Origin of the sequence: Rhodococcus sp. ABRD24 (assembly GCF_004328705.1) — a bacterium.
GTDB lineage: Bacteria > Actinomycetota > Actinomycetes > Mycobacteriales > Mycobacteriaceae > Prescottella.
Genome location: NZ_CP035319.1, coordinates 36,768 through 60,353, shown reverse-complemented (window position 1 = coordinate 60,353; position 23,586 = coordinate 36,768). Strand labels below are relative to the sequence as shown.

Genomic DNA, 23,586 nt, shown 5'->3' with positions numbered 1-23,586 from the left:
TGGGGTCGATCGCACCGAGGAGATAGCTCGGCAGCTTGTCGTCCCCGAACTCGACGACGACTGCCCGGGCGCACGCCTCATCCCCTGGTGGGCTACGTGCAGGCGGGCACCTGCGGCGAACGCGGGACGCACCGGCAGGTGAACTTGGCCTATGCGGGCGGCCCCGACAAGGCTCTCAGCCATCACACCGCCGCGGCTACTGGCGGTCAGTTCAGCTTTGGCGAAGCCAGGACGCTGGCCGCTCTAACGCATTGCTGGCGACTACGAACTTTGATCTTGGTGTGCTTGGATTTATGCTATGGCCTCACGGACAAAGCGTCGCGAGACGCGCAGGAAGCGGCGACGCCGCGCTGATCAGGCCACGTCGGCGTTCGACCTACATGCAGAGGCACTGGTCGGCTCCCTGGCTGCGATGCAACGACTCATAGTTGAGTTCGCGGCGGCCGAGGATCCTTCGGCGGCGATCGATGCGGCGTTCAACGAGGCAGTTGCCGAGTTCGTTGAGGGGTTGCGAAGATTCGACGCGATTCGGCTTATCGAAGTAGCTCGTCTGGCGTTCTTGCCGATGGCGCCCGAGGGGGAAACACCCGTCACCGCTGAGGCAAGTGCCGCACTGGTCGAATTGCTAGCACTCATCGCCCTCGCCGCTCAGCAAGAGACCAGCGGGCCTGGTCCCGGCGCTGATCTGATCCAAGATCAAGAAATGAGTGGATTCGTCTCCAATGCAAAGGACGAACTCGAAGCGCTTCTCCATCTGGCGCAGATACGCACCTTCATCGCAGCGGATCCGCAAGACAAGTTCACGATGGTGTCATTGCGCATCCGTGCCTCCGAAGTCCTGATGCGCAATCCGTCGTACCCCGCGATGGCGGAGGAAACCAACCTTGCGCTTCTCGATGGCGAACCGACTGTTCACGCCGCGCTGAAGGACGAACTTGGTTTCGATGCATCCGAAGCCCACGCCGTGCTGAATGCATGCGATCACTTGCAGCAGACGAGCATGAATGACCGTATCGATGCGATGCGTTCGACGACGTTGAACGCGATGTGTGCAACACGCGCTGGTGAGGCAGGCAAAGATCTGGTGCAACTCGCCCGGTCCGCGTTCTTCTCGATGTTCGAGCCCGATGCCCGTGCCGCTACGGTCGCGATCGAAGATATCGTCACGCATACGGGTGTTGCCGAGGACGTCGTCACAACCATCGTCGAGCGGTTCCGCGTCGATCTCAGGACGCTTTCAATCACGGAGGTCGTCGACGCGTTCACCACCGGAAGAAACCCAATGCGCACGCGACCCCTCATCGCCAGCGATACCGGACGGGTCATGCTGCCCCATCCCGCGCTTAACACAGTCGCCATCCGAGAAAGCCTCGAGGAGCACCTCAAGAAGTCGCCTGCGTGGAGCAAATACGCAAAGCACCGCGGCGACCTTCTCGAATCCCGTACGCGCTCGGCTCTCGGACGTCTTCTCCCCGGGGCCCACTTCCGGGACGGATTCGAGTACTACGTGCCGGCGAGCGACGCTGAGCGAGTAACCAACGATCCTGCGCGGTACACCAAGCGCGTCGAGGGCGACCACCTGGTCATCATCGACGACGTCGCCATTGTTGTAGAGGACAAGGCCGTAGCACTGAGTGCCCTCGCCAGAGGCGGAAAGACTGCACGCATACGGACCGACCTGACCGGAATCATCACCAAGGCTGCGGATCAAGCGAGCCGAATCCGCGATGGCATCGAACGAGACCGCGGACTCCGCATCGAATCAGAAGGATGGGTCGACCTCAGCCACATCCGTGAGATCCACACCATTGCAGTGAGCCTCGACGACATCTCGGCCGTCCTCTCTGCTACCGCAGAGCTAGTCCGAGCAGATCTACTCGCGCTCGATAACATCCCCTGGACTGTGTCGCTGCACGATTTCGAACTCATCTCCGAGCTGGTAGACCACCCTGCGGAGTTCCTCCTATACCTCCGTCGACGACGCCACCCTGACGTCACTGTCATGTTCAGTGCACCTGATGAACTCGATTTGTTCCTTCACTTCTTCGAGGAAGGCCTATGGGTCGAACCTGACCCCGCACAAGTGCGTGTCGCGTTCCCATTCATGCATGCACCGACCACCGCTGAACTACGCCGCTTCCGGGCACAACAGCCAGCCCTCCTGACCAGTCGCACTGATCAACTCGATAGCTGGTACTACGCAAGAAATCGCACAGGAGACGACTCCGGATCTGTACCAAAGCCCACGATGGTGGCATCCCCAATCAGGCCACTACTCGACGAGCTGCAGTCCCAGAAGATCACAGGCTGGCTCAGCATCACTGCAACGCTGTTGTCGGCGTCAACGCAGACTCAGCGTCAGTTCGCGCGCTACCCTAGCGACCTTCTCGACAACCCATCACCGAACGGCCTGGGGCGCAGTCTGACTGTGCCAATCACCGCAAGTGTGGACCCAGCTGAGGGATGGATCCTGGTATGGGCCACCAGTCCGCCCGGGGCCGATTCGGTAAGCACCGAGAAGGGACTTCGTGACTATCTGAGGGCAAAGAAGTACCAACTCGGTATTCCCCGCGGGGTCGTATTCCTCTACGACGAAGCGACTAGAGACCTCATCGACGCCTACTACGACGGGCACATCGGACCTCTCGACACGGCACTTACGGCCAGCCTGAGCACGCTACGTCCGCCTTCCGATCTCAAGAAGCGACTCCATCCGAATGCCTTCCGGCAACCAAAATGGATGAATGGAAACCTAAGAAGGAGTGGCAAACGGAATGCCAAGCGCTAACATCCGACCTGATCGTGTGGAAACGGCGGGCGAGTTTGGCTGCGTGAGCTCCAATACCAGGTGGTCACCGAGGCCCGGACTTGCTATCGACCTGGTCCAGGCTGGCATCACACAAATGGTGCGTCAGTAGTCGAGCGCGTTGCTTGACACCTGATACGAGTCGAGATTGTCCGCCGGCAACGGTGACGGTCACCTGTTCGACGTACCCTGCGATCGGCGTGACGTCCAAGGCTGGGATTTCGTAAACTATCAACGGAAAGGCGCGCAGCGCCTCACTCCCCCTCGAGCTCACCCTCGGTCTCGAGGTACACCTGCCGCAGGCCGTCGAGCACCTCGGGTGACGGCTCCTCCCACATCTTCCGCTCCACGGCCTCGAGCAGACGCTCGGAGATGCCGTGCAGCGCCCACGGATTCGACTCGGACATGAACTTGCGGTTCTGCTCGTCCAGCACGTACGTCTCGGCGAGCTTCTCGTACATCCAGTCCGCAACGACATTGGTGGTCGCGTCGTAGCCGAACAGGTAGTCGACGGTGGCGGCCATCTCGAACGCGCCCTTGTAGCCGTGCCGGCGCATCGCCTCGAGCCAGCGCGGGTTCACCACGCGGGCCCGGAAGACGCGGGCGGTCTCCTCCGACAGCGTCCGGGTGCGGACGGCATCGGGGCGGGTGCTGTCACCGATGTACGCCTCCGGGGACTTGCCGGTGAGCGCGCGGACGGTGGCGACCATACCGCCGTGGTACTGGAAATAGTCGTCCGAGTCGGCGATGTCGTGCTCGCGGGTATCGGTGTTCTTGGCCGCCACCGCGATTCGCTTGTAGGCGCTGCGCATGTCGTCCGACGCCGGAACACCGTCGAGGCCGCGCCCGTACGCGTAGCCGCCCCATGTGGTGTACACCTGCGCCAGGTCGGCGTCGTTCCGCCAGTTCTTCGAGTCGATCAGCTGCAGCAGGCCGGCGCCGTACGTGCCGGGTTTGGACCCGAAGATGCGGGTGGTGGCGCGGCGGTCGTCGCCGTGCTCGGCCATGTCCGCCTGGGCGTGTGCACGGACGTAGTTGTCCTCGGGCGACTCGTCGAGACCGGCGACCAAGCGGACGGCGTCGTCGAGCAGCGCCAGCACGTGTGGGAACGCGTCGCGGAAGAAGCCGCTGATCCGGACGGTGACGTCGATGCGTGGCCGGCCGAGTTCGGCGAGGTCGATCACCTCGAGGCTGGTGACGCGGCGCGACGCCTCGTCCCACACCGGGCGGACACCGAGCAGCGCGAAGACCTCGGCGATGTCGTCACCTGAGGTCCGCATCGCGGACGTGCCCCACACCGACAGACCCACGGACTTCGGCCATTCGCCGTGGTCGGCGCGGTAGCGGGCGGCGAGCGACTCGGCCATCGCCTGACCGGTCTCCCACGCCAGCCGCGACGGCACCGCCTTCGGATCGACAGAGTAGAAGTTGCGGCCGGTGGGCAGCACGTTGATCAGTCCGCGCAGCGGCGAACCAGAGGGGCCCGCGGCGATGAAGCCGCCGTCCAGCGCGTGCAGCACCTGGGCGATCTCGCCGGAGGTCTGCCGTAGCCGCGGCACCACCTCGGTTGCGGCGAAGCGCAGGATCTGGCGGACGGTGTCGTCGTCGGACAGGCGGTCGGCAGCCTCCGGATCCCAGTTCGTCTCGGCCAGCGCGGCGAGCAACGCATGCGCCTGTGCCTCGATCTCGTCCACTCGGCCGCGGTCCTCGGCTCCGTTCACCCCGACTTCGGCCTCGCTGAGCCCCAACGCCTCCCGCAGACCGGGCACCGACTGCTCGCCGCCCCACATCTGCCGGGCACGCAGCATCGCGAGCACCAACTCGACCTCGGCGTCGCCCTCCGGCGCCCGGCCCAGGATGTGCAGGCCGTCGCGGATCTGGACGTCCTTGATCTCGCACAGCCAGCCGTCGACGTGCATGAGCATGTCGTCGAACACGTCCTCCTCGGGACGCTCGGTCAGGCCCAGGTCGTGGTCCATCTTCGCGGCGCGCATCAGCGTCCAGATCTGCTGGCGGATCGCGGGCAGCTTCGCCGGGTCCAGCGCCGAGATGTTCGAGTGCTCGTCGAGCAGCTGCTCGAGGCGGGAGATGTCGCCGTAGGACTCGGCGCGCGCCATCGGCGGGATCAGGTGGTCGACCAGGGTGGCGTGCGCGCGGCGCTTGGCCTGCGTCCCCTCGCCCGGATCGTTGACCAGGAACGGGTAGATCATCGGCAGATCGCCGAGCGCGGCGTCGGTGCCGCACGACGCCGACATACCCAGGGTCTTGCCGGGCAGCCACTCGAGGTTGCCGTGCTTACCGAGATGCACGATCGCGTCTGCACCGAAACCTCCCGCAGCCACCTCCGCTCCGATCCAGCGGTACGCGGCCAGGTAGTGGTGGCTCGGCGGCAGATCCGGGTCGTGGTAGATCGCAACCGGGTTCTCGCCGAAGCCACGCGGCGGCTGCACCATCAGCACGACGTTGCCGGCGCGGATCGCGGCGATGACGATCTCGCCGTCGGGATCGGACGACCGATCCACGTACAGCGCGCCGGGCGCAGCGCCCCAGTGCTCCTCGACACCGTCGCGGAAGTCCTGCGGCAACGTCGCGAACCACTCGCGGTAGCGGGCGGCGGAGATGCGGATCGGGTTGCCCTCGAGTTGCTCGGCGGTGAGCCAGTCCGGATCCTGTCCGCCCGCGGCGATGAGCGCGTGGATCAGCGCGTCCCCGTCCTTGGCGGCGAGACCGGGCAGCGCGTCGTCGCCGTCGACCGGTCCGAGGTCGTACCCGTGCTCGCGCATCGCGGTGAGCAGGTCGATCGCACTGGCCGGGGTGTCGAGGCCGACGGCATTGCCGATCCGAGCATGCTTGGTCGGGTACGCCGACAGCATGAGCGCAATCTTCTTGTCCGGGTTGGGAATTCGACGCAGATTCGCGTGGCGGACGGCGATGCCGGCGACACGGGCGGCGCGCTCGGCATCCGGGACATAGGCGGTGAGACCGTCGGCATCGATCTCCTTGAACGAGAACGGCACCGTGATCAGGCGCCCGTCGAACTCGGGGACCGCAACCTGGGTGGCCACGTCCAGCGGGGACATGCCGTCGTCATTGGCCTCCCACGCCTCGCGGCTGCTGGTCAGGCACAGGCCCTGCAGGATCGGCACGTCGAGCGCGGCGAGTTCGGCGACGTCCCACGCCTCGTCGTCGCCGCCGGCCTGCGCATTCGCAGGCTTGGTGCCGCCGGCCGCCAGTACGGTCACGACCATCGCATCGGCACGCCGCAGCGTTTCGAGCAGATCGGCGGGCGCGGTGCGCAGCGATGCGCAGAAGATCGGCAGCGGGTTCGCCCCGGCGTCCTCGATCGCCCGGCACAGCGCCTCGATGTACGCGGTGTTCCCCGCCAGGTGCTGCGCTCGGTAGTAGAGCACCGCGACCGTCGGAGAATCGACTCCCGCGCCGGCGACACGGTCGCTCCGCAAGCTCCGCTCCAACATCCCCCAGTTCGGCAGGTGCACCGCGGGCTCGAAGCCGTGTCCGGTGAGCAACACCGTGTCGGACAGAAAGTTGTGCAGCTGACGCAGGTTGTCGGCGCCGCCCTCGGCGAGGTAGGTGTGCGCCTCGGCGGCGATGCCGGCGGGAACGGTCGAGCACTCCATCAGTTCGGCATCCGGGGCCTGCTCACCGCCCAGCACCACCGCCGGCAGCCCGGACGCGAGCACCGCGTCGATGCCGTCCTCCCACGCCCTGCGGCCGCCCAGGATGCGGACCACGACCAGGTCGACGCCGTCGAGCAGCCCGGGCAGGTCCTCGTCGGAGTGGAGCCCGCGGAACGACCCGTCGGCACCGCCCAGCAGTCGGGCCGGGTTGGCCCAGCGGTAGTCGGCGCCGCTGGCACGGGCGCTGAGCAGGTCGGTGTCGGACGTCGACAGCAGCAGGATCACTGTTGCAGCCTTTCTGGGGTTTCGCGCCCCACGGCAGGGCTCCACGAGTCGGGACTCGTCGAAGCGGTTCGGGCGGCGGAAGAGGGTCTGACTTTCACAGTGGCGCGACCGCCCGGAATCTCACCGGCTTCCTCTTCTGCCGCGGTCCCGGTGATCCTACCGGTCAGGCGTGTGCACACCGGTCCCCACACTTCTCTAGCCTGGGGACGTGCCATCTCCACGCTCCGGCCCGGACAAGTGCCCGGGTGCTCTCCAGGTCCACCAGGCCGCCGACGGTCCACTCGCCCGCGTCCGCCTCCCGGGCGGGGCCATCACGTCGCCGCAGCTCCAGGCCCTTGCGACGGCAGCACAGGAGATCGGCAACGGCGAGATCGAGCTGACCTCGCGCGGCAACGTCCAGTTGCGTGCGGTCGCCAACCCCGAGGAGTTCGCCCGCCGCATCGCCGATGTCGGGCTGCTGCCGTCCACCACCCACGAGCGGGTGCGCAACATTCTCGCCTCGCCGCTGTCGGGGCGGATCGGCGGCCACGCCGATGTGCGCGGGCTGGTCACCGACCTGGACCGCCGGCTGTGCGCCGACCCGACGCTGGCCGAACTGCCCGGACGGACGCTGTTCACGTTCGACGACGGAACCGGCGACATCTCGGGCCTGCGCGGCGACTTCGGTGTGCACGCCCTCGATGACGACTTGTTCGCGCTGGTCCTCGCCGGTGAGGACACCGGGGCCCGGCTCGCGGCGGCGGACGCGGTCGACGTGCTGCTGGCATCGGCGCGCCTGTTCGCCGAGATCCGCGGCGACGCGTGGCGGCTCAACGAGGTGCCGGGCGGCACCGAACGTGTGTTGGCCCGGCTCGGGCTCGAATACGGCGATCCGGTGCAACTCCCCGGGGCCATCGAACGCGGCCCGATCGGTTGGCTGGACCAGGCCGACGGCGGTGTCACTCTCGCCGCCGGTCTCGCGTTCGGCACCCTCCCGGCCAGGCTCGCGGAATTCCTCGCCGCCGTCGAGAAGCCGATCGTCGTCACCCCGTGGCGGTCGCTGCTGCTGCCCGACCTCGAGGAGTGGGCCGCCGAGCAGGTCGTACGGGTGCTCGCGCCGATGGGCCTCATCTTCGACGAGAACTCGCCCTATTTGCAGGTCAGTGCGTGCGCGGGGCGGCCGGGCTGCGCCAAGTCTCTCACCGACGTCCGGGCCGACGCTCGGCAAGCGATCGAGAACGACGACTTGCCCGCCGAGGGCCGTCAGCACTGGTCCGGGTGCGCACGTAAGTGCGGGCGCCCGCGTGGTCAGGTAGCCGACGTGGTCGCGGACGTCGACGGTTACCGGACGACGGCGAGCCGTCCCGACCGTGCTGAAAACGGGCCCGCGTGATGCCTCTATCGTGTGGCGCATGATCGACTACATCCGCGACGGTGCGGAGATTTATCGCCAGTCCTTCGCGACAATCCGGGCCGAGTCCGACCTCGCGCGGTTCCCCGCCGACGTCTCGCAGGCGGTCGTTCGGATGATCCATGCGAGCGGTCAGGTCGATCTGGTCGACGACATCGCGTTCACTCCGAACGTCATCGCCGACGCGCGCGAAGCCCTACGCCGCGGTGCTCCGATCCTGTGCGACGCGAAGATGGTCGCCGCCGGCGTCACGCGGAAGCGTCTGCCCCGCGACAACGACGTGCTGTGCATGCTCGACGATCCGCGAGTTCCCGTGCTGGCCAAGGTGATCGACAACACCCGCTCGGCCGCGGCACTCGAGTTGTGGGGCGACAAGCTCGACGGCGCGGTGGTGGCGATCGGCAACGCCCCCACTGCCCTGTTCCACCTGCTGAACCTCATCGAGGCCGGTGCACCGCGGCCCGCCGCGATCGTCGGCGGACCCGTCGGGTTCATCGGCGCGATGGAGTCGAAGGAAGCGCTGATCGAGCATCCCGCCGGGCTCGAGTATCTGGTGGCGCGTGGACGCCGCGGCGGCAGCGCGATCACCGCCGCCGCCGTCAATGCGATTGCGAGCGAGACCGAATGAACTCCAGCATGAACGGGACCGGAAAACTGTGGGGCGTCGGCATCGGCCCCGGCGACCCCGAGTTGATGACGGTCAAGGCCGCCCGCGTGATCGGCGAGGCCGACGTCGTCGCGTTCCACAGTGCTCGGCACGGGCGCAGCATCTCCCGCGGCGTCGCCGCCCCGTACATGCGGGACGGCCAGATCGAGGAGCACCTGGTCTACCCGGTGACCACCGAGACGATCGATCACCCCGGCGGCTACCAGGGCGCAATGGACGAGTTCTACGAGCAGGCCGCCGCGCGCTTGGCCGCGCATCTGGAGGCGGGCCGCAGTGTCGCGTTGCTCGCCGCCGGTGATCCGCTGTTCTACAGCTCGTACATGCACATGCACAAGCGTCTGGCCGACCGGTTCGAGACCGAGGTGATCCCCGGCGTCACCGCCGTCAGCGCCGCGTCCGCCGCCCTGGCCGAGCCTCTGGTCGAGGGCGAGGAGGTGCTCACGGTTCTGCCCGGAACGCTGCCACAGGAGGAGTTGACCCGGCGCCTGCGCGAGACCGACGCGGCCGCGATCATGAAGCTCGGCCGCACGTATCCCGCTGTGCGCCAGGCACTCAAGGATTCCGGCCGGATCGACGAGGCCCGTTACGTCGAGCGGGCCAGCACCGACCGTCAACGCGTCGCCGCAGCCGACGACGTGGCCGACGCGGACGTGCCGTACTTCTCGATCGCGATCGTTTCGAGCCCGTCGAACAGCCGCGTGGGCGACGCGCAGGCGACCGGCGAGGTGGTCGTGGTGGGCCTCGGGCCGGGTGACCAGCAGTGGACGACACCTGAGGTCCGACGCGAACTCGCCCGCGCCACCGACCTGGTCGGCTACACCACCTACATCGACCGGGTCCCGGTCCGGCCGGGACAGCGCCGCCACGCCAGCGACAACCGTGTCGAGGCCGAACGGGCCGCGATGGCCCTGGACATGGCCAAGCGCGGCGCGCGGGTCGCGGTCGTCTCGTCCGGCGATCCGGGCGTGTTCGCGATGGCCGCGGCCGTGCTCGAGGTGGCGGCCGAGGAGCAGTGGCAGGGCGTACCGGTCCGGATCCTGCCCGGCCTGACCGCCGCCAACGCCGTCGCGAGCCGCGTCGGTGCGCCGCTGGGCCACGACTACGCGATGCTGTCGCTGTCGGATCGGCTCAAGCCATGGGACATCGTGGCCAAGCGCATCTCCGCCGTCGCGGGGGCCGATATGGCGTTCGCGGTTTACAACCCGGCCTCGAAGTCCCGCACGTGGCAGGTCGCCGCGATGCGCGACCTCGTGCTCGAACACCGCTCCCCCGACACTCCGGTGATCATCGGCCGGGACATCGCCGGGCCGGATGAGTCGATCAAGATCGTCCGGTTGGCCGACCTCGATCCGGCCGATGTCGACATGCGATGCCTGCTCATCGTCGGCTCGTCACAGACGACCGTCGTCGAGAACCCGCACGGGACAATGGTATTCACACCGAGGCACTATCCGAGCTGAGCCGAATCGCGATGGATGCCCACCGCGGTGGGCATCCATCGGCAATCCTTCGCAGTGGCCGCCCGGCGCCCCGGATCTACCCGATCGGGGGTAGCTGGACGACCTGCCCGGCGTAGGCCAGCCCGGCCCCGAAGCCGAGCAGCAGAGCCGTGTCGCCCGGGTGAGCCTGGCCGGAACGGAGGAGCTGTTCCATCGCCATCGGGATCGACGCCGCGCTGGTGTTGCCGGTCTCGGCGATGTCGCGGGCAACGGCGACGGTATCGGGCAGTCCCAGGGTCCGGATCAGCGCGTCGGTGATGCGGCTGTTGGCCTGGTGCGGCACGAAGGCGTCGAGGTCGTCGGCGGTGACTCCGGCCTTGTCCAACGCGGTACGACACGCCTTCTCCAGGAACGTCACCGCCCACCGGAACACAGCCTGACCGTTCATCCGGATATACGGACGCTCCGCCTCGGCACCCTTCTCCGCCACCTCCGCGAAGTACTGGGTGAAGTCCTTGTCCTGCTTGATCGCCGCGGTCTGACTCCCATCCGAGCCCCACGCGACCGGGCCGATGCCCTCGACATCGGACGGGCCCACCACGACCGCACCGGCACCGTCGGCGAAGATGAACGCGCACGTGCGGTCGGAGGTGTCGAGAAGGTCGGACAGCCGTTCCACACCGATCACCAGGACGTGTCGCGCCTGCCCGGCGCGCACGAGGCTCGCGGCGTTGCCGAGCGCGTAGCAGAAACCGGCGCATCCGGCGGAGATGTCGTAGGCGGCGGTGTCGTGCATACCGAGTTCAGTCGCCACCACCGCGCCAGCCGACGGCCCCAGCACCATCTGCGACGAGGTAGCCAGCACGACCGCGTCTATCTGCTCGGCTATCAGACCCGCGGCGGCGAGCGCGTCGCGGGCGGCGGCCACGCTCATCGAGACGATGGTCTCGTCCGGCTCGGCCCAACCACGGGCGGTAATGCCTGACCGGGTCCGGATCCACTTGTCGGTGGAGTCGATCCGGTCGACGATCTCAGAATTGGGGACTACACGTCGGGGCCGGTACACGCCGAGACCTAGAAGGGCCGCATGAGCGACCGGATTTGCAGTGGCAATGGGGGCGGGCACAGCATCCTCTCCATGTGAACCGATCAGTCCACATGACTCAGATCTAACATGAACCGATCGGTCCACACAACCCGAAAGAGGTTCGCATGACCACAGCACGCCCGCGCGCTCGGCTCCTCGCGAGCACCATTGCGATGGTGCAGGAGTTCGGGGTGCACGGTGCCGGACTGGCGGAATTGCTCAAACGCAGCAATACCTCGCGGAATTCGCTGTATCAGCACTTCCCGGCCGGTAAGAGTGAGGTCGTGGAGACAGCCACCCGGATCGTGTCGAGGGTAGTCGGTTCGCATCTGAGCGTGATGGCCGAACAGCTGCCGACCACGGCGTCGACCGATCAATGGCTGGACGAACTGCTTGCATTCTGGCGTCGTCCGCTCGAATCCAGCGACTATCGGCTGGGCTCGTTCATTATGGCGGCAGCGTTGGACGAGCTCGATCCGGCGGTCCAATCCGCCGCCGGTCAGGCGTTCACCGAGTGGACGACACTGCTCTCCGACGGCCTGGTTCTGACCGGGCTCGACAACTCGACTGCGCGCTCGCTCGCGGGAGTGCTCCTGTCGGTCATCGAGGGGGCAATCGTCCAGAGTCGCGCCCTCAAATCGAGCGAACCCTTCACCGACGCACACTCCCAACTCAAGCTGCTATTGGGGTATCACCTCGCACACGGCCAGGCAGCAAAACTGGTCTGACCACTTGACCACCTGAGGTCCGGCGCATAGCGTCGGTGACATGGATCTCACACCTGTCCGGCGCAGGTCGATTCCTGACGACGTGTTCGACCAACTGCTCGACGGGGTCGTCGGGGGCCGTCTCGCGCCGGGTCAGGAGCTACTCAGCGAGCGACGAATGGCGGAGACGCTGGGCGTGTCCCGGCCCGCTGTCCGCGAGGCACTCAACCGGATTTCCGCACTGGGCCTGGTCGACGTCCGGCAGGGCGGGGCTACGGTCGTCAACGATCTGCGGCGGCGGGCCGGGCTGGACTTGCTGCCAAAACTGCTGGTCCGGGAAGGCGAGATCGATCTTGCGGTGGCCCGCAGCATTCTCGAGGCACGGCTGTGGAACGGCCCCAAAGTTGCCGAACTGGCCGCTGAGCGCGCGCCCGGCGACTGCGCCGACGCCCTCGACGCGGTCCTCGACGCGCTCGAGACCGATGCCGATCCGGTGCAGCGTCAGCGGCGAGCCCTGGACTTCTGGGATCTGGTCGTCGACGGCGCGGATTCCATTACGTTCAGACTGATGTTCAACACTCTGCGCGTGGCGTACGAGCCGATGCTCGACGCGCTCGCGGTGGTGATGGAGGCAGAGGTCAGCGAGGTGGACCGCTATCGCTCGATCGTCGGCGCCATCCGCGAGCGAGACTCCCACGCGGCCTTCGAGGCAGCCCACGCTCTACTCGAACCCGCGACGACCCTGCTCTGTGCGGCCCTCGACTCGGCCCGCGACCATGACAGGGAGGACGCATGACCACGACACGACTGAACTCCCCGGCGTTCGGACGCGATGTCACGCTCGGCAGTGCATTCCGCGAGTTCGCCCGGCATCCGAGTCCGTGGTTCATCGGTGTCATGTTCCTCGGTGCGCTGGCCGCACGCATTACCATCGGCAGCTGGAGCTGGGCCGATGCACTCGTCCCGCTGGTGATGCTCGCCCTGTTCCCAGTACTGGAGTGGGTGATACACGTCTTCGTCCTGCACTGGCGCCCACGACGCCTGGCCGGGCTGACAGTCGACCCGTTGCTGGCCCGCAAACACCGCGCACATCACAGCGATCCTCGGGACATTCCACTGGACTTCATTCCCGCACCGGTGTTCCTGTGGCTCACGCCGCTACTCCTGACGATCACGGTGTTCGTCGCCCCACGAATCGAATGGGGCCTGACGTTCCTGGTGACGATCACCGCTCTCGGTCTCGGCTACGAGTGGACCCACTTCCTCATCCACACCGACTACAAGCCGAGGACTGTTCTCTACCAGGCGACGTGGCGGCACCACCGTAACCACCACTACCGCAACGAGCACTACTGGTTCACGGTCACCACGTCCGGCACCGCCGACCGCCTGCTCGGCACCGAACCCGACCCCGACACCGTCGAGAAATCCCCCACCGCCAAGCACCTACACGGGCTGGACAACTCGAGCAGGTAGGACCATCGAAGATCAACTGGCGGCGTCCTCCCGCAAGGTGTGCGCGACAAGCGCATTGGCGTGCCCACGGCCGAGTCCGTGCGTGGACTCGAGCCAGTTGACGATCTCCATGTGCTTGGTGAGGTCGGAGCCGCGAATGAGATCCTTCCACTCACTGATCGGTTTGCCGTACTTCTTCTCGATCGACGGAAAGTAGGATGCGGGGCCCTTCACCGGTTCAGCCATGGACCGCACGCTACCGGTGGGCTACGACTCGCGCGCGGATCGAGCGCACCCATTCACCCGGATCCCACCTGCCGGGTCGCGATCGCGCGATCGGATAGCACGCCAAACCGATGAGTACAGCGCTGAAGTGCCCGATCGCGGTGAACGTCAGCGTGCCGAGGAGCGGCAAACCGTAGACCAGCAGCACGCCGATCACGTAGAGGAACCGCCACGGCGACGAGATCCGGTAGGTCAGCACCGCCGTCACGCCGGCCAGCGCATAGCTGACACCGACGTCGAGGGTGTTCACCGCAGATTCCGGTGCCTGTCCGTGACGGATGGCCAGATAGAGCACGCCTTCGCTGAGGTAGGTGGCACCGACGTGTGCGATGGCCGCGACCGACAGCCACCGCCAGGTTCCCAACCACCGTTCCGCGGGGACGTGGAAGAGGTTGAACAGCACAAAATACCCGAGCCAGCCCCCGCCGGCGAGCCAGAGTGCACTGGTGATGAGGACACGAATCGGGTCCTCTTGCAGCTGGTGCAGGTTGGTCGAGCGGTTTCCGAGAACGTGGTTCAGGGCATCCGGCGACAGGCGGTGCATCACCATCGTCGTCACGAACAGGATTGCGAGCCACACGAAGGTTCCGGGGGCACGACGGACGTACGCCCACGAGGCAGCCGGAATCTGCGACAACTGGAACCGCCGCACGGTGTCCACCGACTCAGTATGAACCCGATAGGCCGGCCAGCGTTGCTTCCGGGGCCGGGCTGCGCAGTGTGGCCCAGGCGGTGTTCGGGCAATTCACCTGCGGTGAGCCGGCAGACCCCCGCGATCGGCCGTCGCTACCCCGCTACGTCGCGACGGCGGAACCCCGGGAGTGCGATAGCGACGAGAACTGCGACCGTACCCAGGGAAACGAGGACAGCGGGAGCTGACAGTCCGTTGCGGAGCGGATCGTGTCCGGCGTACTGATAGAACGGCGAGAACTTCTGCCAAGGCTCGAGCCAGGACACGATCGGGCCGAGCCCATTGACGACGTACGCGAGCACAGCGGCGACGGCGGGCACGGCACGGCTGATCACGGTGTGCCCGGTCAGCGCGCCGAGGGTGGCCGCGAGCGTGCCGTACACGAGCGCGAGCAACGACAGATGCACCATCGTCCCAGCGACATTGCCGGCAGGCAGGTTCATGCCGACCAGTCCACCCTCGGCGACCAGAGCAACCCCGGTCACCGCCCCGAGCAGGGCAATCCCCACCGCCATCGCGGCGAACTTCTCCAGGAAAATCCGGCTGCGGCCGATCGGGCTGGACAGCAGCAGGTCCAGGGTGCGGTGCTCCTCCTCGCCCGCGACTGCCGCGGCACCAGTAGCGATCGCGTACAGGAGCAGCAAGAGTGGACCCATGAACGACAGCAGTTCCACCTGCACGTAACCGACCGGAGTCGACATGTCCGCACCGGACATCGCAAACAGCGCCCGCATCGCTTTCGGCATCTGTTCGACGAAGTCACTGATCGACGGTTGGTCTCGCACACTCGGCCAGATCGCGACATACATGGCGACAAGCAGCACCAGCCCCACCGCCCAGGCGGGCAGTGATCGACGCTGATCCCACAGTGACTTGGTGAAGACGGTACGGGTGGACACCGCCCGGCTGAACCCGATGTCCGGCATCACCGATCCCCCGATCCGTACAGCGCGATGAAGGTCTCGTCGAGACTCGCCTCAGCGCATTCGAAGTCGATGAGGGTATGCCGTGCTACGCGCTTGACGAGTGCGTCCAGCGCAGACTCCGGTGCACTGCACCGGAGGGTGGCGCCGTCGACCACGAGGTCGCGCACCCCCGCGACGTACCTGAATTCTTCGGCATCGAGTGGATCCGAGAACTCGGCGACGACATGGTGCAGCGATTTCGCCTGCAGGTCCTGGAGTCTCTCGACGGCCACCAGACGGCCCTCGCGTAAGACCCCGACGCGGTCCGCGATGCGCTGCACCTCGCTCAAGACGTGGGATGACAGCAACACCGTCCCTCCTGCGGCGGTGTGCTCGCGCAGGATGGCGTGGAACTCGATTTGCACGAGCGGATCCAACCCGCCGGTCGGCTCGTCGAGGATCAGCAACTCGGGCCGCGTCATCAACGCAAGCACCAGAGCGAGCTTCTGCCGGTTTCCCTTGGAGAGGGCGCCTACCGACTTACCGAGTTCCAGATCGAGTCGGGCGGCCACGGCGCCGGCGTACTGAACGTCCCGGTCCCGCCGCAGATTCTGCAGATAATGGATGTGCTGGCGCCCAGTCATGCGTGGATACAGGGCAAACTCGCCGGGAACGTAGCCGACCCGTCGACGAAGAGCCGCGGACGACGCCCACGCGTCTGATCCGAACAGTTCTGCGGTCCCCGCCGTAGGTCGTAGCATCCCCATCAGCAACCGCAACGTGGTGGATTTTCCGGCGCCATTGGGGCCTAGGTACCCGAACACCTCGCCGCGCTCGATACACAGGTCGACCCCGGAAAGCGCGGTCAGCCGACCGTAAGTCTTCGTCAGATTCTCGGTGCGCACCACCACATCGACAGCAGAGGCCATCTCTCGACGATGCCAACTTCGCTGTCGGGCCTGCTAGTGCCTTTCGGCCTCCAATGGTCGGCCCCGACTCCCGGTGCGCCCGAAGTTGGGCGGTCACTGCCCCACTCCCGGCGGCCGCCAGGAGCCGAACCGACTTCTGAAACCGCCGCTCTCCTCCTGGTCGGAGTTGTGTGAGCTATCCGTGAGATCGCCGTGTCCGGTTCTACTGACCAGAATCGGCGACTCTTTCCGAATTTCCATATATTCCGTCTCGTACGAACTCCCATGGCATGAGTGACCTGATGACAGATCGAGAAATCATGACTACGGAAGCTCGGGTGCCAATGCCCACCGAACGGCCGCATCGAGACTCGACACCGACAACACCCCCGACGGAATCGGCGGCCGCGCCACCAGGACCACCGGAATCCGCAACCGGCGGGCGGCCTCGAGCTTGGCGGACGTGAGCATTCCCCCGCTGTTCTTGGTCACCAGTACGTCTATCCGATGCTCCCGCATCAGCGCGACCTCGTCCTCGACACTGAACGGCCCCCGCTCGAGCAGCAACTGCGACCGTGAGGGCGCCACCACCTCGGGCGGGTCGATCGCCCGGATCAGGAACCACCCGGAACAGTCGGCGAAGGCATCGACGCCCTGCCGGCCGATCGTCAGGAACACCCGCTCCCCCAGCGCGGCCACGAGACGCGCCGCGGCCGCCAGATCGGCGACCTCGTGCCAGCGGTCCCCCGTAGCCGCCTCCCATCCCGCCCGACGCAGCACCAGCAGCGGCACCCTCAGGCGGGCGCACGCCAGTGCAGCGTTCGCCGTGATCCGGGCCGCGTACGGATGGGTAGCGTCCACGACGGCGTCGATGGCGTTGACGCTCAGCCAGTCCGCGAGTCCCTCGACACCACCGAAGCCGCCGATCCGAACCTCCCCCACCGGCAGGGCCGGTTCTCGGACCCGTCCGGCGAGCGACGAGATCACTGTCACCGACGGATCCTCCTCGAGCCGCACTGCGAGATCGCGTGCCTCCCGGGTGCCGCCGAGGACGAGGATCCTGCGCATCAGTGAGTGGTGCGGGACCGGGTAGCCGAATACAGGTAGCTGTCCGGGAAACCGGCGGCCGCCAGGACCCGGCCAACGATCACGACGGCGGTCTTCGTCACCCCGGCTGCATGTACCTGCTCCACGAGCGTGGCGAGGGTGCCGCGCAGCACGATCTCGTCGGGCCGACTCGCGAACGCGACCACCGCTGCCGGACAGTCGGATCCGTAGTTCTCGGAGAGTTCCTCGACAATCTGCTCGATCCGGTGCGCGCCGAGATGGATGACCATCGTGGCGCCGCTGCGACCAAGCGACCTCAGGTCCTCCCCCTCGGGCATCGCGGTCGACAGCGTCGATACCCGCGTGAGGATGATCGACTGCGAGACCCCCGGCACCGTCAACTCACGTCCCAGCGCGGCGGCGGCGGCGGTGAAGGCGGGAACCCCGGGAACGATGTCGAACGCCACACCGGCGGCTTCGAGACGTCGTACCTGTTCGGCGACTGCCGAGTAGATCGACGGGTCTCCCGAGTGCAGTCGCGCCACATCGAGCCCGGCCTCGTCCGCGGCGATGATCTGTTCGACGATCTCGTCGAGACTCATGCGGGCGGTGTCTATCAGTTCCGCGTCGTCGCGGCACAGCGTGAGCAGTTCGGCCGGCACGAGACTGCCCGCATACAGGCACATCGGGCTCTCGGCGATGATCCGTGAGGCACGCAGTGTGATCAGGTCCGGGGCGCCCGGCCCGGCTCCGATGAAGTGGACTGTCATGTCGTTTCCCTTTCGGTGTGGTCAGGCTCGACCTCCGAGCTGCGCGGCTTGTCCACCGACCATTGCGCCACGGGCAGCTGCGGGCGCCAGGCGGTGAATCCGCCGAGCGATTCGCCGCGGTAGATCTGGAACTTGCGCAGCTCCCCTCCGTGCCGCGCGTGCCACTGCAGCACCAGCGACTCCGATTCCGCGGTGACGACGTTGACGACCATCCGTCCACCGGGCCGTAGCCGTTGCCAGCAAGCGTCCAGCATCCCGTCCTGTGTGACACCGCCCCCGACGAAGATCGCGTCGGGGGAATCTGTCTCGTGGACGAACGCATTCGGCGCCTCCCCGCGAATCCGCAGCGCCGGAACACCGAGTGCCGCAGCATTTTCGCGGATCTGCGCGATCCGGGAGTCCGCACGCTCGTACGCGACTGCGCGACAACGCGGGTCGGTGCGCATCCACTCGATGCCGATGGTCCCCGACCCTCCGCCGACGTCCCACAACAACTCCCCGGGCGCAGGAGCGAGGACGCTGAGGGTGAGCGCACGCATCTCGTGTTTGGTCATCTGCCCGTCCCCGCGGAACGCGGAATCGGGTAGCCCCGGAATCCGGGTCAGGCGTGCGGCATCGGCGCCCCTGATCTCGAGCGCGATCACATTGAGCGGGTCTCCGGCGGGCCGATCCCAGTCCGACACGATGCCACCGGCCACTGCTTCGGCCGGTCCGCCGAGCTGTTCGAGCACGGTCATCCGGGAAGGGCCGAAACCTCTGCCACACAGCAGTTTCGCGACGGCCGCCGGGGTGTGCTGATCATTACTGAGCACCAGCAATCGGGCGCCGTCGAGCAACTCCGGCGCCAGCGTCACAACGGGACGATTCACCAGGCTGACGGTGGGCGTCTCATGCAGCGCCCACCCCAACCGGGCACACGCGAGCGACACCGACGAAGGGTGCGGGATCACCCGGATCCGGTTGGGCCCCAGCACCCGGCCCAGGGTGACGCCGATGCCGTAGAACATTGGGTCGCCGCTGGCCAGGACGCACACTCGCTGGTCGCGGTGCTCGTCGAGGAGACCCGGCAACGCCGGCAGCATCGGCGATGGCCACGGCACCCGGATCGCGCCGGACGCGGGAATCAGATCCAGCTGCCGGGACGATCCCATGAGCACCTCGGCGCCGACGATCGCCGCCTGCGCCCGAGCCGAGAGTCCGTCCCAACCGTCGGCGCCGATCCCGACGACCAGGACCGGATCCTGCGGGGTCGTAGCGATCATCGAGGCAACCGGCGCCACACGAACTGCGGCAGCAGCCGCATCGCGAAGAACACCGGCCGCAGCAGACCCGGCACCCACACCCGATCGCTGCCCTTGTGCAGGCCCCGTACCACGGCGTCCGCTACCTGCTGCGGCGTGCTCGGGAATGGCGCCGCCTTCATCCCCTCGGTCATGCGTCCGATCACGAAACCCGGCTGTACCAGCAGCAACCGCACCCCGCTGCCGTGAAGCGCGTCGCCGAGACCGGACGCGAAACCGTCCAACCCGGCCTTCGCCGAGCCGTACACGTAATTGGCCCGGCGCACCCGCACGCCGGCAACGGACGAGAACACCACAATCTGCCCGGATCCACGGGCCCGCATCAGATTCGCAAGGTGCGTGAGCACGCTGACCTGGGCGACGTAGTCGGTGTGCACGACCGCGAGCGCGTGAGCCGCATCTTCCTCGGCACGGGTCTGATCGCCCAGCATCCCGAACGCCAGCACCGCAACCCCGATGGGCCCGTAATCCTCGACGATCGCGGACAGCACCGCGGAATGCTCGGACACCCGATCCGCGTCGAACTCGACGCAATGCACGGCCGCGGCACCGGCGTCGAGCAGGGTGTGGGACTGCGATTCCAACTCGGCGCTGCGCCGCGCGGCCAGGACGACGACGCGTCCCGGGGCCAGCCGCTGCGCGACCTCGAGTCCGATCTCGCTGCGGCCGCCCAGCAGCACCACTGTTCCCGGGGCGTACTCCGTGTCACTCACCCCTCCAGTGTCCCGGATTCGGGGACCTCCACTACCGTCGGGGCATGGCCCGCACCCCGTCCACTCCCGCGCACCTCACCGACGAGGCCGCCTCGTTCCTCCGCGAGCGGCATCTGGCGACCATGACGACCCTGCGCAAGGACGGAACACCGCACGTCGTGGCGGTGGGATTCACCTGGGATCCGGAGCGTTCGATCGCGCGGGTGATCACCAACGACACTTCACAGAAGGCGCGAAACGCCGATCGCGGCGGGTACGCCGCCGTCAGCCAGGTCGACGGCGGTCGCTGGCTCACATTGGAGGGCTCGGCGCGGGTGATGTCGGATCCGGCGTCGGTAGCGGAAGGCGTAGAGCGTTATGCGGTCCGCTATCGGCAGCCGCGCGAGAACCCCACCCGGGTGGTCATCGAGATCGCCGTCGAACGCGTGATGGGATCGGCGATTCTCGTCGAACGCTGAACTCGCCGATCCGGCACCCGCCTCAGCCGGGCAGGACGGTCAGCCCGTGCGGGCGCAGATTCATCGACTCGCATCCGTCGGCAGTGACGACCACGATGTCCTCGATCCGGGCGCCCCACCGGCCCCGGAAGTAGATGCCCGGCTCGATACTGAAAGCCATGCCTTCCACCAGTTCGACGGTGTTGCCGGCGACGATGTACGGCTCCTCGTGAACCGACAGCCCGATGCCGTGCCCGGTGCGGTGCACGAACACCTCCGCGAGGCCGGAATCGGCAAGCAGGTCGCGGGCCGCGGCGTCGACGGATTCGGCCGTCACGCCGGGGCGCACCGATTCGACGGCCGCCCGCTGCGCGGCCTCCAGGATCGCGATCTGACCGGCGACCTCCCGATCCGGCTCACCGAGGACGTAGGTACGGGTGGAGTCCGAGTTGTATCCGGGCTCGACCGGTCCGCCGATATCTATCACCACGACATCGCCCGACTCGATGACTCGATCCGAGACCTCGTGGTGCGGATCGGCCCCGTGCGGACCCGATCCGACGATCACGAACGCCGCCTCGGTGTGGCCCTCCTCGAGAATGGCAGCGGTGATGTCCGCAGCGACCTCGGCCTCGGTGCGCCCAGGCCGCAGCCACTCGCCCATCCGTGCGTGCACCCGGTCGATCGCCGCACCCGCCCGGCGCAACGCCTCGATCTCCGCCTGGTCCTTGATCATTCGCAGCTCCCGCAGCACCCCGGTCGCGAGCACCGGCACCGTCCCGAACCGCCGAGCCAGTGGGATCAGGTGCAGCGCAGGCATCGCGTCGGTAACCGCGGTGCGCGCCGCCTCCGGCAGCAGACCCGCGACGAGTTCGTACGGATCGACGCCATCGACCCAGTCGTGCACCGGCAGGTCCAACTCGGCGACCGCCGAATCGCCCAGGGACGCAAGCTCGAGACGAGGCAGCACAACGGACGCCCCACTGCCGTCCGCTGGCACCACCAGGCAGGTGAGCCGCTCGAACGAGTCCGCCCGCGATCCGACGAGGTAGCGCAGATCCGGTCCGGGAGTGATCAGCAGGCCGTCCAGCCCGGCGTTCTCTGCGAGCCGGGCCGCACGTGCCAGGCGATCGGCATAGACCGTCGTCGGGAACCGGGAAGCGTCAGCGCTGTGCCATGGGGAACTGTGGCGACTCTGAGAACTCATGCAGTTCAGGCTAGGCCCTCATCGATCGGCCCGCCGCTGGTGCCCGCCGACAGGTGACCGGACGCTTGCCGCAATCACGGGCGGAACTCTGGGATCCTGCCATGCTCCGTCTCATCATTTCCGGCGAATCCTGCTGAGACGACCTACCACGTGAGTGCGCCCGGTTTGGCAGGATGGGGCGCATGAGTGGCCCTTTGCTGTTGCTGGACGGTGCAAGTCTGTGGTTCCGGGCGTACTACGCCCTACCCGAATCGATGACGGCCCCGGACGGTCGACCGGTGAACGCGGTACGCGGCTTCACGGACATGGTCGCAGCGCTGATCACCCGACATCGTCCGACGCGCCTGGCGGTGTGCCTGGATCTGGACTGGCGACCGCAGTTCCGGGTGGACGCGGTCCCGTCCTACAAGGCCCACCGCGTCGCGGTCGGCTCCGACGGGTCGGCCGAGGAGGTGCCCGACACCCTCACCCCACAGGTCGACATGATCATGGAGGTGCTCGGGGCGGCGGGCATCGCGACCGCCGGCGCCATCGGGTTCGAGGCCGACGATGTGCTGGGAACCATTGCCGCGCAAGAGAAGCAGGACGACGTGGTGGTGGTCAGCGGCGACCGTGACCTGCTGCAAGTAGTCGCCGACGATCCCGTTCGCGTCCGCGTCCTCTATGTCGGCCGCGGGCTGGCAAAGGCCGAACTGTTCGGGCCCGCCGAGGTTGCCGAGAAGTATGGAGTACCCATCGATCGTGCCGGCCAGGCGTACGCGGAGCTGGCACTGCTTCGCGGCGACTCCTCCGACGGTCTGCCCGGCGTCAAAGGCGTCGGCGAGAAGACGGCGTCCGCCCTGCTCCTGCAGCACGGCTCGGTCGCCCAGCTACGGGAGGCGGCGCTCGATCCGGACTCCGACATGGCCAAGGGCGTACGCGCCAAACTCGCCGCTGCGACCGACTATCTCGACGCGGCACTTCCAGTGGTCCGCGTAGTGACCGACGTCGACGTCCAACTGTCCCGCCCCGATGCGCTGCCGACCGCACCACCGGATCCCGATCGACTCGCCGGCGTTGCGGCAGAACTGGGTGTGGAACGTTCGGTCGCCCGGCTACTCGCTGCGATGGCAGCTGCGTGACCGAACCGCGGTCCTGAGCCGGCTAGCTCGGCCGGCTCACCTCATAGGTGCCGTCGTTGTCGGTGAACGTGACGGTGACCTTCTTGGCTGTGCCGTCGACGGTCAGCGAGCAGGTGAACGACTCCCCCTTGACCACCTTCTGCCCGGACGGGCAGTCCACGCCGCTGACCGCGCGGGCACCGTAGGAGTCGGTGACTACCTGCTCGACGCCGTTCTGGACGGCGGCCTGATCGAGAGTCTTGCTGCCGAACGGTGCAACGACCAGCAATACGACGCCAGCAATCGCCGCAATCGCAACCAGGCCGATCCCGATCCACAGCAGCGGCTTCGACTTGTTACCCGACGCGGTCGGCGGCGCCCCCCACTGACTGGGCGGCTGCTCGCCGTACTGCTGCTGCGGATAGCCCTGCGGCGCATTCCACTGCGGTTGTGGCTGCTGCGGCGCCCAGTGCGGACCGGGCATCTGCGGAGGCGTGGGCCCGGGGCCCGGCTGATTCCACTGCGGAACACCGGGCACGGGCTGACCCCACGCCGGGGCGCCAGGGGCCTGTCCCCACTGTGGAGCCTGCACCGGCTGCCCCGGATACTGCTGACCCCACTGAGATCCAGGGTTCTGCTGTCCCGGCCACTGCGGTTCCGGAGCCGAGTGCGCCCCGTGCTGCTCACCCTGTCCGCCTTGCGGCGCCCGCTGGTCGCGGGGATCGTTCGGTCCGTGCGGTGCGCTCAT

At 67.3% G+C, this 23,586-nt stretch carries 21 protein-coding genes; 9 read left to right on the top strand and 12 right to left on the bottom strand.

What is annotated here, in order from left to right:
* The first annotated feature begins 298 nt into the window (after positions 1 to 298).
* Positions 299 to 2,788: a hypothetical protein gene (locus ERC79_RS00270; protein ID WP_207390399.1), complete on the top strand. Its 2,490-nt coding sequence runs from the start codon at positions 299 to 301 to the stop codon at positions 2,786 to 2,788.
* A 272-nt stretch (positions 2,789 to 3,060) separates the two neighbouring features.
* On the opposite strand, the gene cobN is transcribed toward ERC79_RS00270, so the two are convergent.
* Entirely contained in the window at positions 3,061 to 6,729 is a 3,669-nt protein-coding gene (cobN, locus tag ERC79_RS00265) for a cobaltochelatase subunit CobN (protein WP_131574742.1), read from the bottom strand.
* 208 nt (positions 6,730 to 6,937) lie between these two features.
* Between cobN and cobG the strand changes: the two genes are divergently transcribed.
* From cobG to cobJ, 3 genes are read left to right on the top strand one after another with little or no spacing between them, the layout of a single operon-like run.
* Entirely contained in the window at positions 6,938 to 8,101 is a 1,164-nt protein-coding gene (gene cobG / locus ERC79_RS00260; RefSeq protein WP_131574740.1) for a precorrin-3B synthase, read from the top strand.
* Positions 8,102 to 8,120: 19 nt separating this feature from the next.
* The gene (locus ERC79_RS00255; protein WP_131574738.1) at positions 8,121 to 8,747 is read left to right on the top strand and encodes a precorrin-8X methylmutase; all 627 of its coding nucleotides are present in this window, start codon (positions 8,121 to 8,123) and stop codon (positions 8,745 to 8,747) included.
* A gap of 8 nt (positions 8,748 to 8,755) precedes the next feature.
* Positions 8,756 to 10,246 carry a precorrin-3B C(17)-methyltransferase gene (cobJ, locus tag ERC79_RS00250; RefSeq protein ID WP_131574736.1) on the top strand — a complete coding sequence of 497 codons (1,491 nt, stop codon included), beginning with the start codon at positions 8,756 to 8,758 and terminating at the stop codon, positions 10,244 to 10,246.
* A 76-nt stretch (positions 10,247 to 10,322) separates the two neighbouring features.
* Here cobJ and ERC79_RS00245 read toward each other — a convergent pair whose 3' ends face one another.
* Positions 10,323 to 11,351: a beta-ketoacyl-ACP synthase III gene (locus tag ERC79_RS00245; protein ID WP_131574734.1), complete on the bottom strand. Its 1,029-nt coding sequence runs from the start codon at positions 11,349 to 11,351 to the stop codon at positions 10,323 to 10,325.
* Positions 11,352 to 11,437: 86 nt separating this feature from the next.
* Between ERC79_RS00245 and ERC79_RS00240 the strand changes: the two genes are divergently transcribed.
* From ERC79_RS00240 to ERC79_RS00230, 3 genes are read left to right on the top strand one after another with little or no spacing between them, the layout of a single operon-like run.
* Complete coding sequence (locus ERC79_RS00240; protein ID WP_131574733.1) at positions 11,438 to 12,040, top strand: TetR/AcrR family transcriptional regulator; 603 nt, start codon at positions 11,438 to 11,440, stop codon at positions 12,038 to 12,040.
* Between the two features lie 40 nt (positions 12,041 to 12,080).
* Complete coding sequence (locus ERC79_RS00235; protein ID WP_131574731.1) at positions 12,081 to 12,815, top strand: GntR family transcriptional regulator; 735 nt, start codon at positions 12,081 to 12,083, stop codon at positions 12,813 to 12,815.
* Positions 12,812 to 13,495: a sterol desaturase family protein gene (locus ERC79_RS00230; RefSeq protein ID WP_131574729.1), complete on the top strand. Its 684-nt coding sequence runs from the start codon at positions 12,812 to 12,814 to the stop codon at positions 13,493 to 13,495. The genes ERC79_RS00235 and ERC79_RS00230 overlap by 4 nt, the downstream gene beginning before the upstream one ends.
* 12 nt (positions 13,496 to 13,507) lie before the next feature.
* Here ERC79_RS00230 and ERC79_RS00225 read toward each other — a convergent pair whose 3' ends face one another.
* The 8 genes from ERC79_RS00225 to ERC79_RS00190 all read right to left on the bottom strand — a co-directional run bounded on the left by ERC79_RS00225 (position 13,508) and on the right by ERC79_RS00190 (position 20,094).
* Positions 13,508 to 13,720: a DUF4287 domain-containing protein gene (locus ERC79_RS00225; protein WP_131574727.1), complete on the bottom strand. Its 213-nt coding sequence runs from the start codon at positions 13,718 to 13,720 to the stop codon at positions 13,508 to 13,510.
* A 10-nt stretch (positions 13,721 to 13,730) separates the two neighbouring features.
* Positions 13,731 to 14,420 (bottom strand): rhomboid-like protein, encoded by a 690-nt coding sequence (locus ERC79_RS00220; RefSeq protein WP_207390398.1) that lies wholly within the window; start codon positions 14,418 to 14,420, stop codon positions 13,731 to 13,733.
* A gap of 125 nt (positions 14,421 to 14,545) precedes the next feature.
* Positions 14,546 to 15,376: an ABC transporter permease subunit gene (locus ERC79_RS00215; protein WP_131574725.1), complete on the bottom strand. Its 831-nt coding sequence runs from the start codon at positions 15,374 to 15,376 to the stop codon at positions 14,546 to 14,548.
* On the bottom strand, positions 15,376 to 16,284 hold the full coding sequence (locus ERC79_RS00210) for an ABC transporter ATP-binding protein (protein WP_131574723.1): 909 nt from the start codon (positions 16,282 to 16,284) through the stop codon (positions 15,376 to 15,378). Before ERC79_RS00210 ends, ERC79_RS00215 begins: the two co-directional genes overlap by 1 nt.
* 303 nt (positions 16,285 to 16,587) lie before the next feature.
* Positions 16,588 to 17,331, bottom strand: coding sequence for a cobalt-precorrin-6A reductase (locus ERC79_RS00205; protein ID WP_131574721.1), 744 nt, complete (start codon positions 17,329 to 17,331; stop codon positions 16,588 to 16,590).
* Positions 17,331 to 18,080 (bottom strand): precorrin-4 C(11)-methyltransferase, encoded by a 750-nt coding sequence (gene cobM, locus ERC79_RS00200; protein ID WP_131574719.1) that lies wholly within the window; start codon positions 18,078 to 18,080, stop codon positions 17,331 to 17,333. Before cobM ends, ERC79_RS00205 begins: the two co-directional genes overlap by 1 nt.
* Entirely contained in the window at positions 18,077 to 19,342 is a 1,266-nt protein-coding gene (cbiE, locus tag ERC79_RS00195) for a precorrin-6y C5,15-methyltransferase (decarboxylating) subunit CbiE (protein ID WP_131574717.1), read from the bottom strand. The genes cobM and cbiE overlap by 4 nt, the downstream gene beginning before the upstream one ends.
* Entirely contained in the window at positions 19,339 to 20,094 is a 756-nt protein-coding gene (locus tag ERC79_RS00190) for an SDR family NAD(P)-dependent oxidoreductase (protein WP_131574715.1), read from the bottom strand. The genes cbiE and ERC79_RS00190 overlap by 4 nt, the downstream gene beginning before the upstream one ends.
* 44 nt (positions 20,095 to 20,138) lie before the next feature.
* Here ERC79_RS00190 and ERC79_RS00185 point away from each other — a divergent pair, with 44 nt between their 5' ends.
* Positions 20,139 to 20,552, top strand: a complete 414-nt coding sequence (locus ERC79_RS00185) for a PPOX class F420-dependent oxidoreductase (protein WP_131574713.1) — start codon at positions 20,139 to 20,141, stop codon at positions 20,550 to 20,552.
* A gap of 22 nt (positions 20,553 to 20,574) precedes the next feature.
* Here ERC79_RS00185 and ERC79_RS00180 read toward each other — a convergent pair whose 3' ends face one another.
* Positions 20,575 to 21,738: a Xaa-Pro peptidase family protein gene (locus ERC79_RS00180; protein ID WP_131574711.1), complete on the bottom strand. Its 1,164-nt coding sequence runs from the start codon at positions 21,736 to 21,738 to the stop codon at positions 20,575 to 20,577.
* Between the two features lie 182 nt (positions 21,739 to 21,920).
* On the opposite strand from ERC79_RS00180, the gene ERC79_RS00175 reads away from it, so the two are divergent.
* Positions 21,921 to 22,859, top strand: coding sequence for a 5'-3' exonuclease (locus ERC79_RS00175; RefSeq protein WP_131574709.1), 939 nt, complete (start codon positions 21,921 to 21,923; stop codon positions 22,857 to 22,859).
* Positions 22,860 to 22,881: 22 nt separating this feature from the next.
* On the opposite strand, the gene ERC79_RS00170 is transcribed toward ERC79_RS00175, so the two are convergent.
* Positions 22,882 to 23,586 (bottom strand): DUF4333 domain-containing protein, encoded by a 705-nt coding sequence (locus ERC79_RS00170; protein WP_131574707.1) that lies wholly within the window; start codon positions 23,584 to 23,586, stop codon positions 22,882 to 22,884.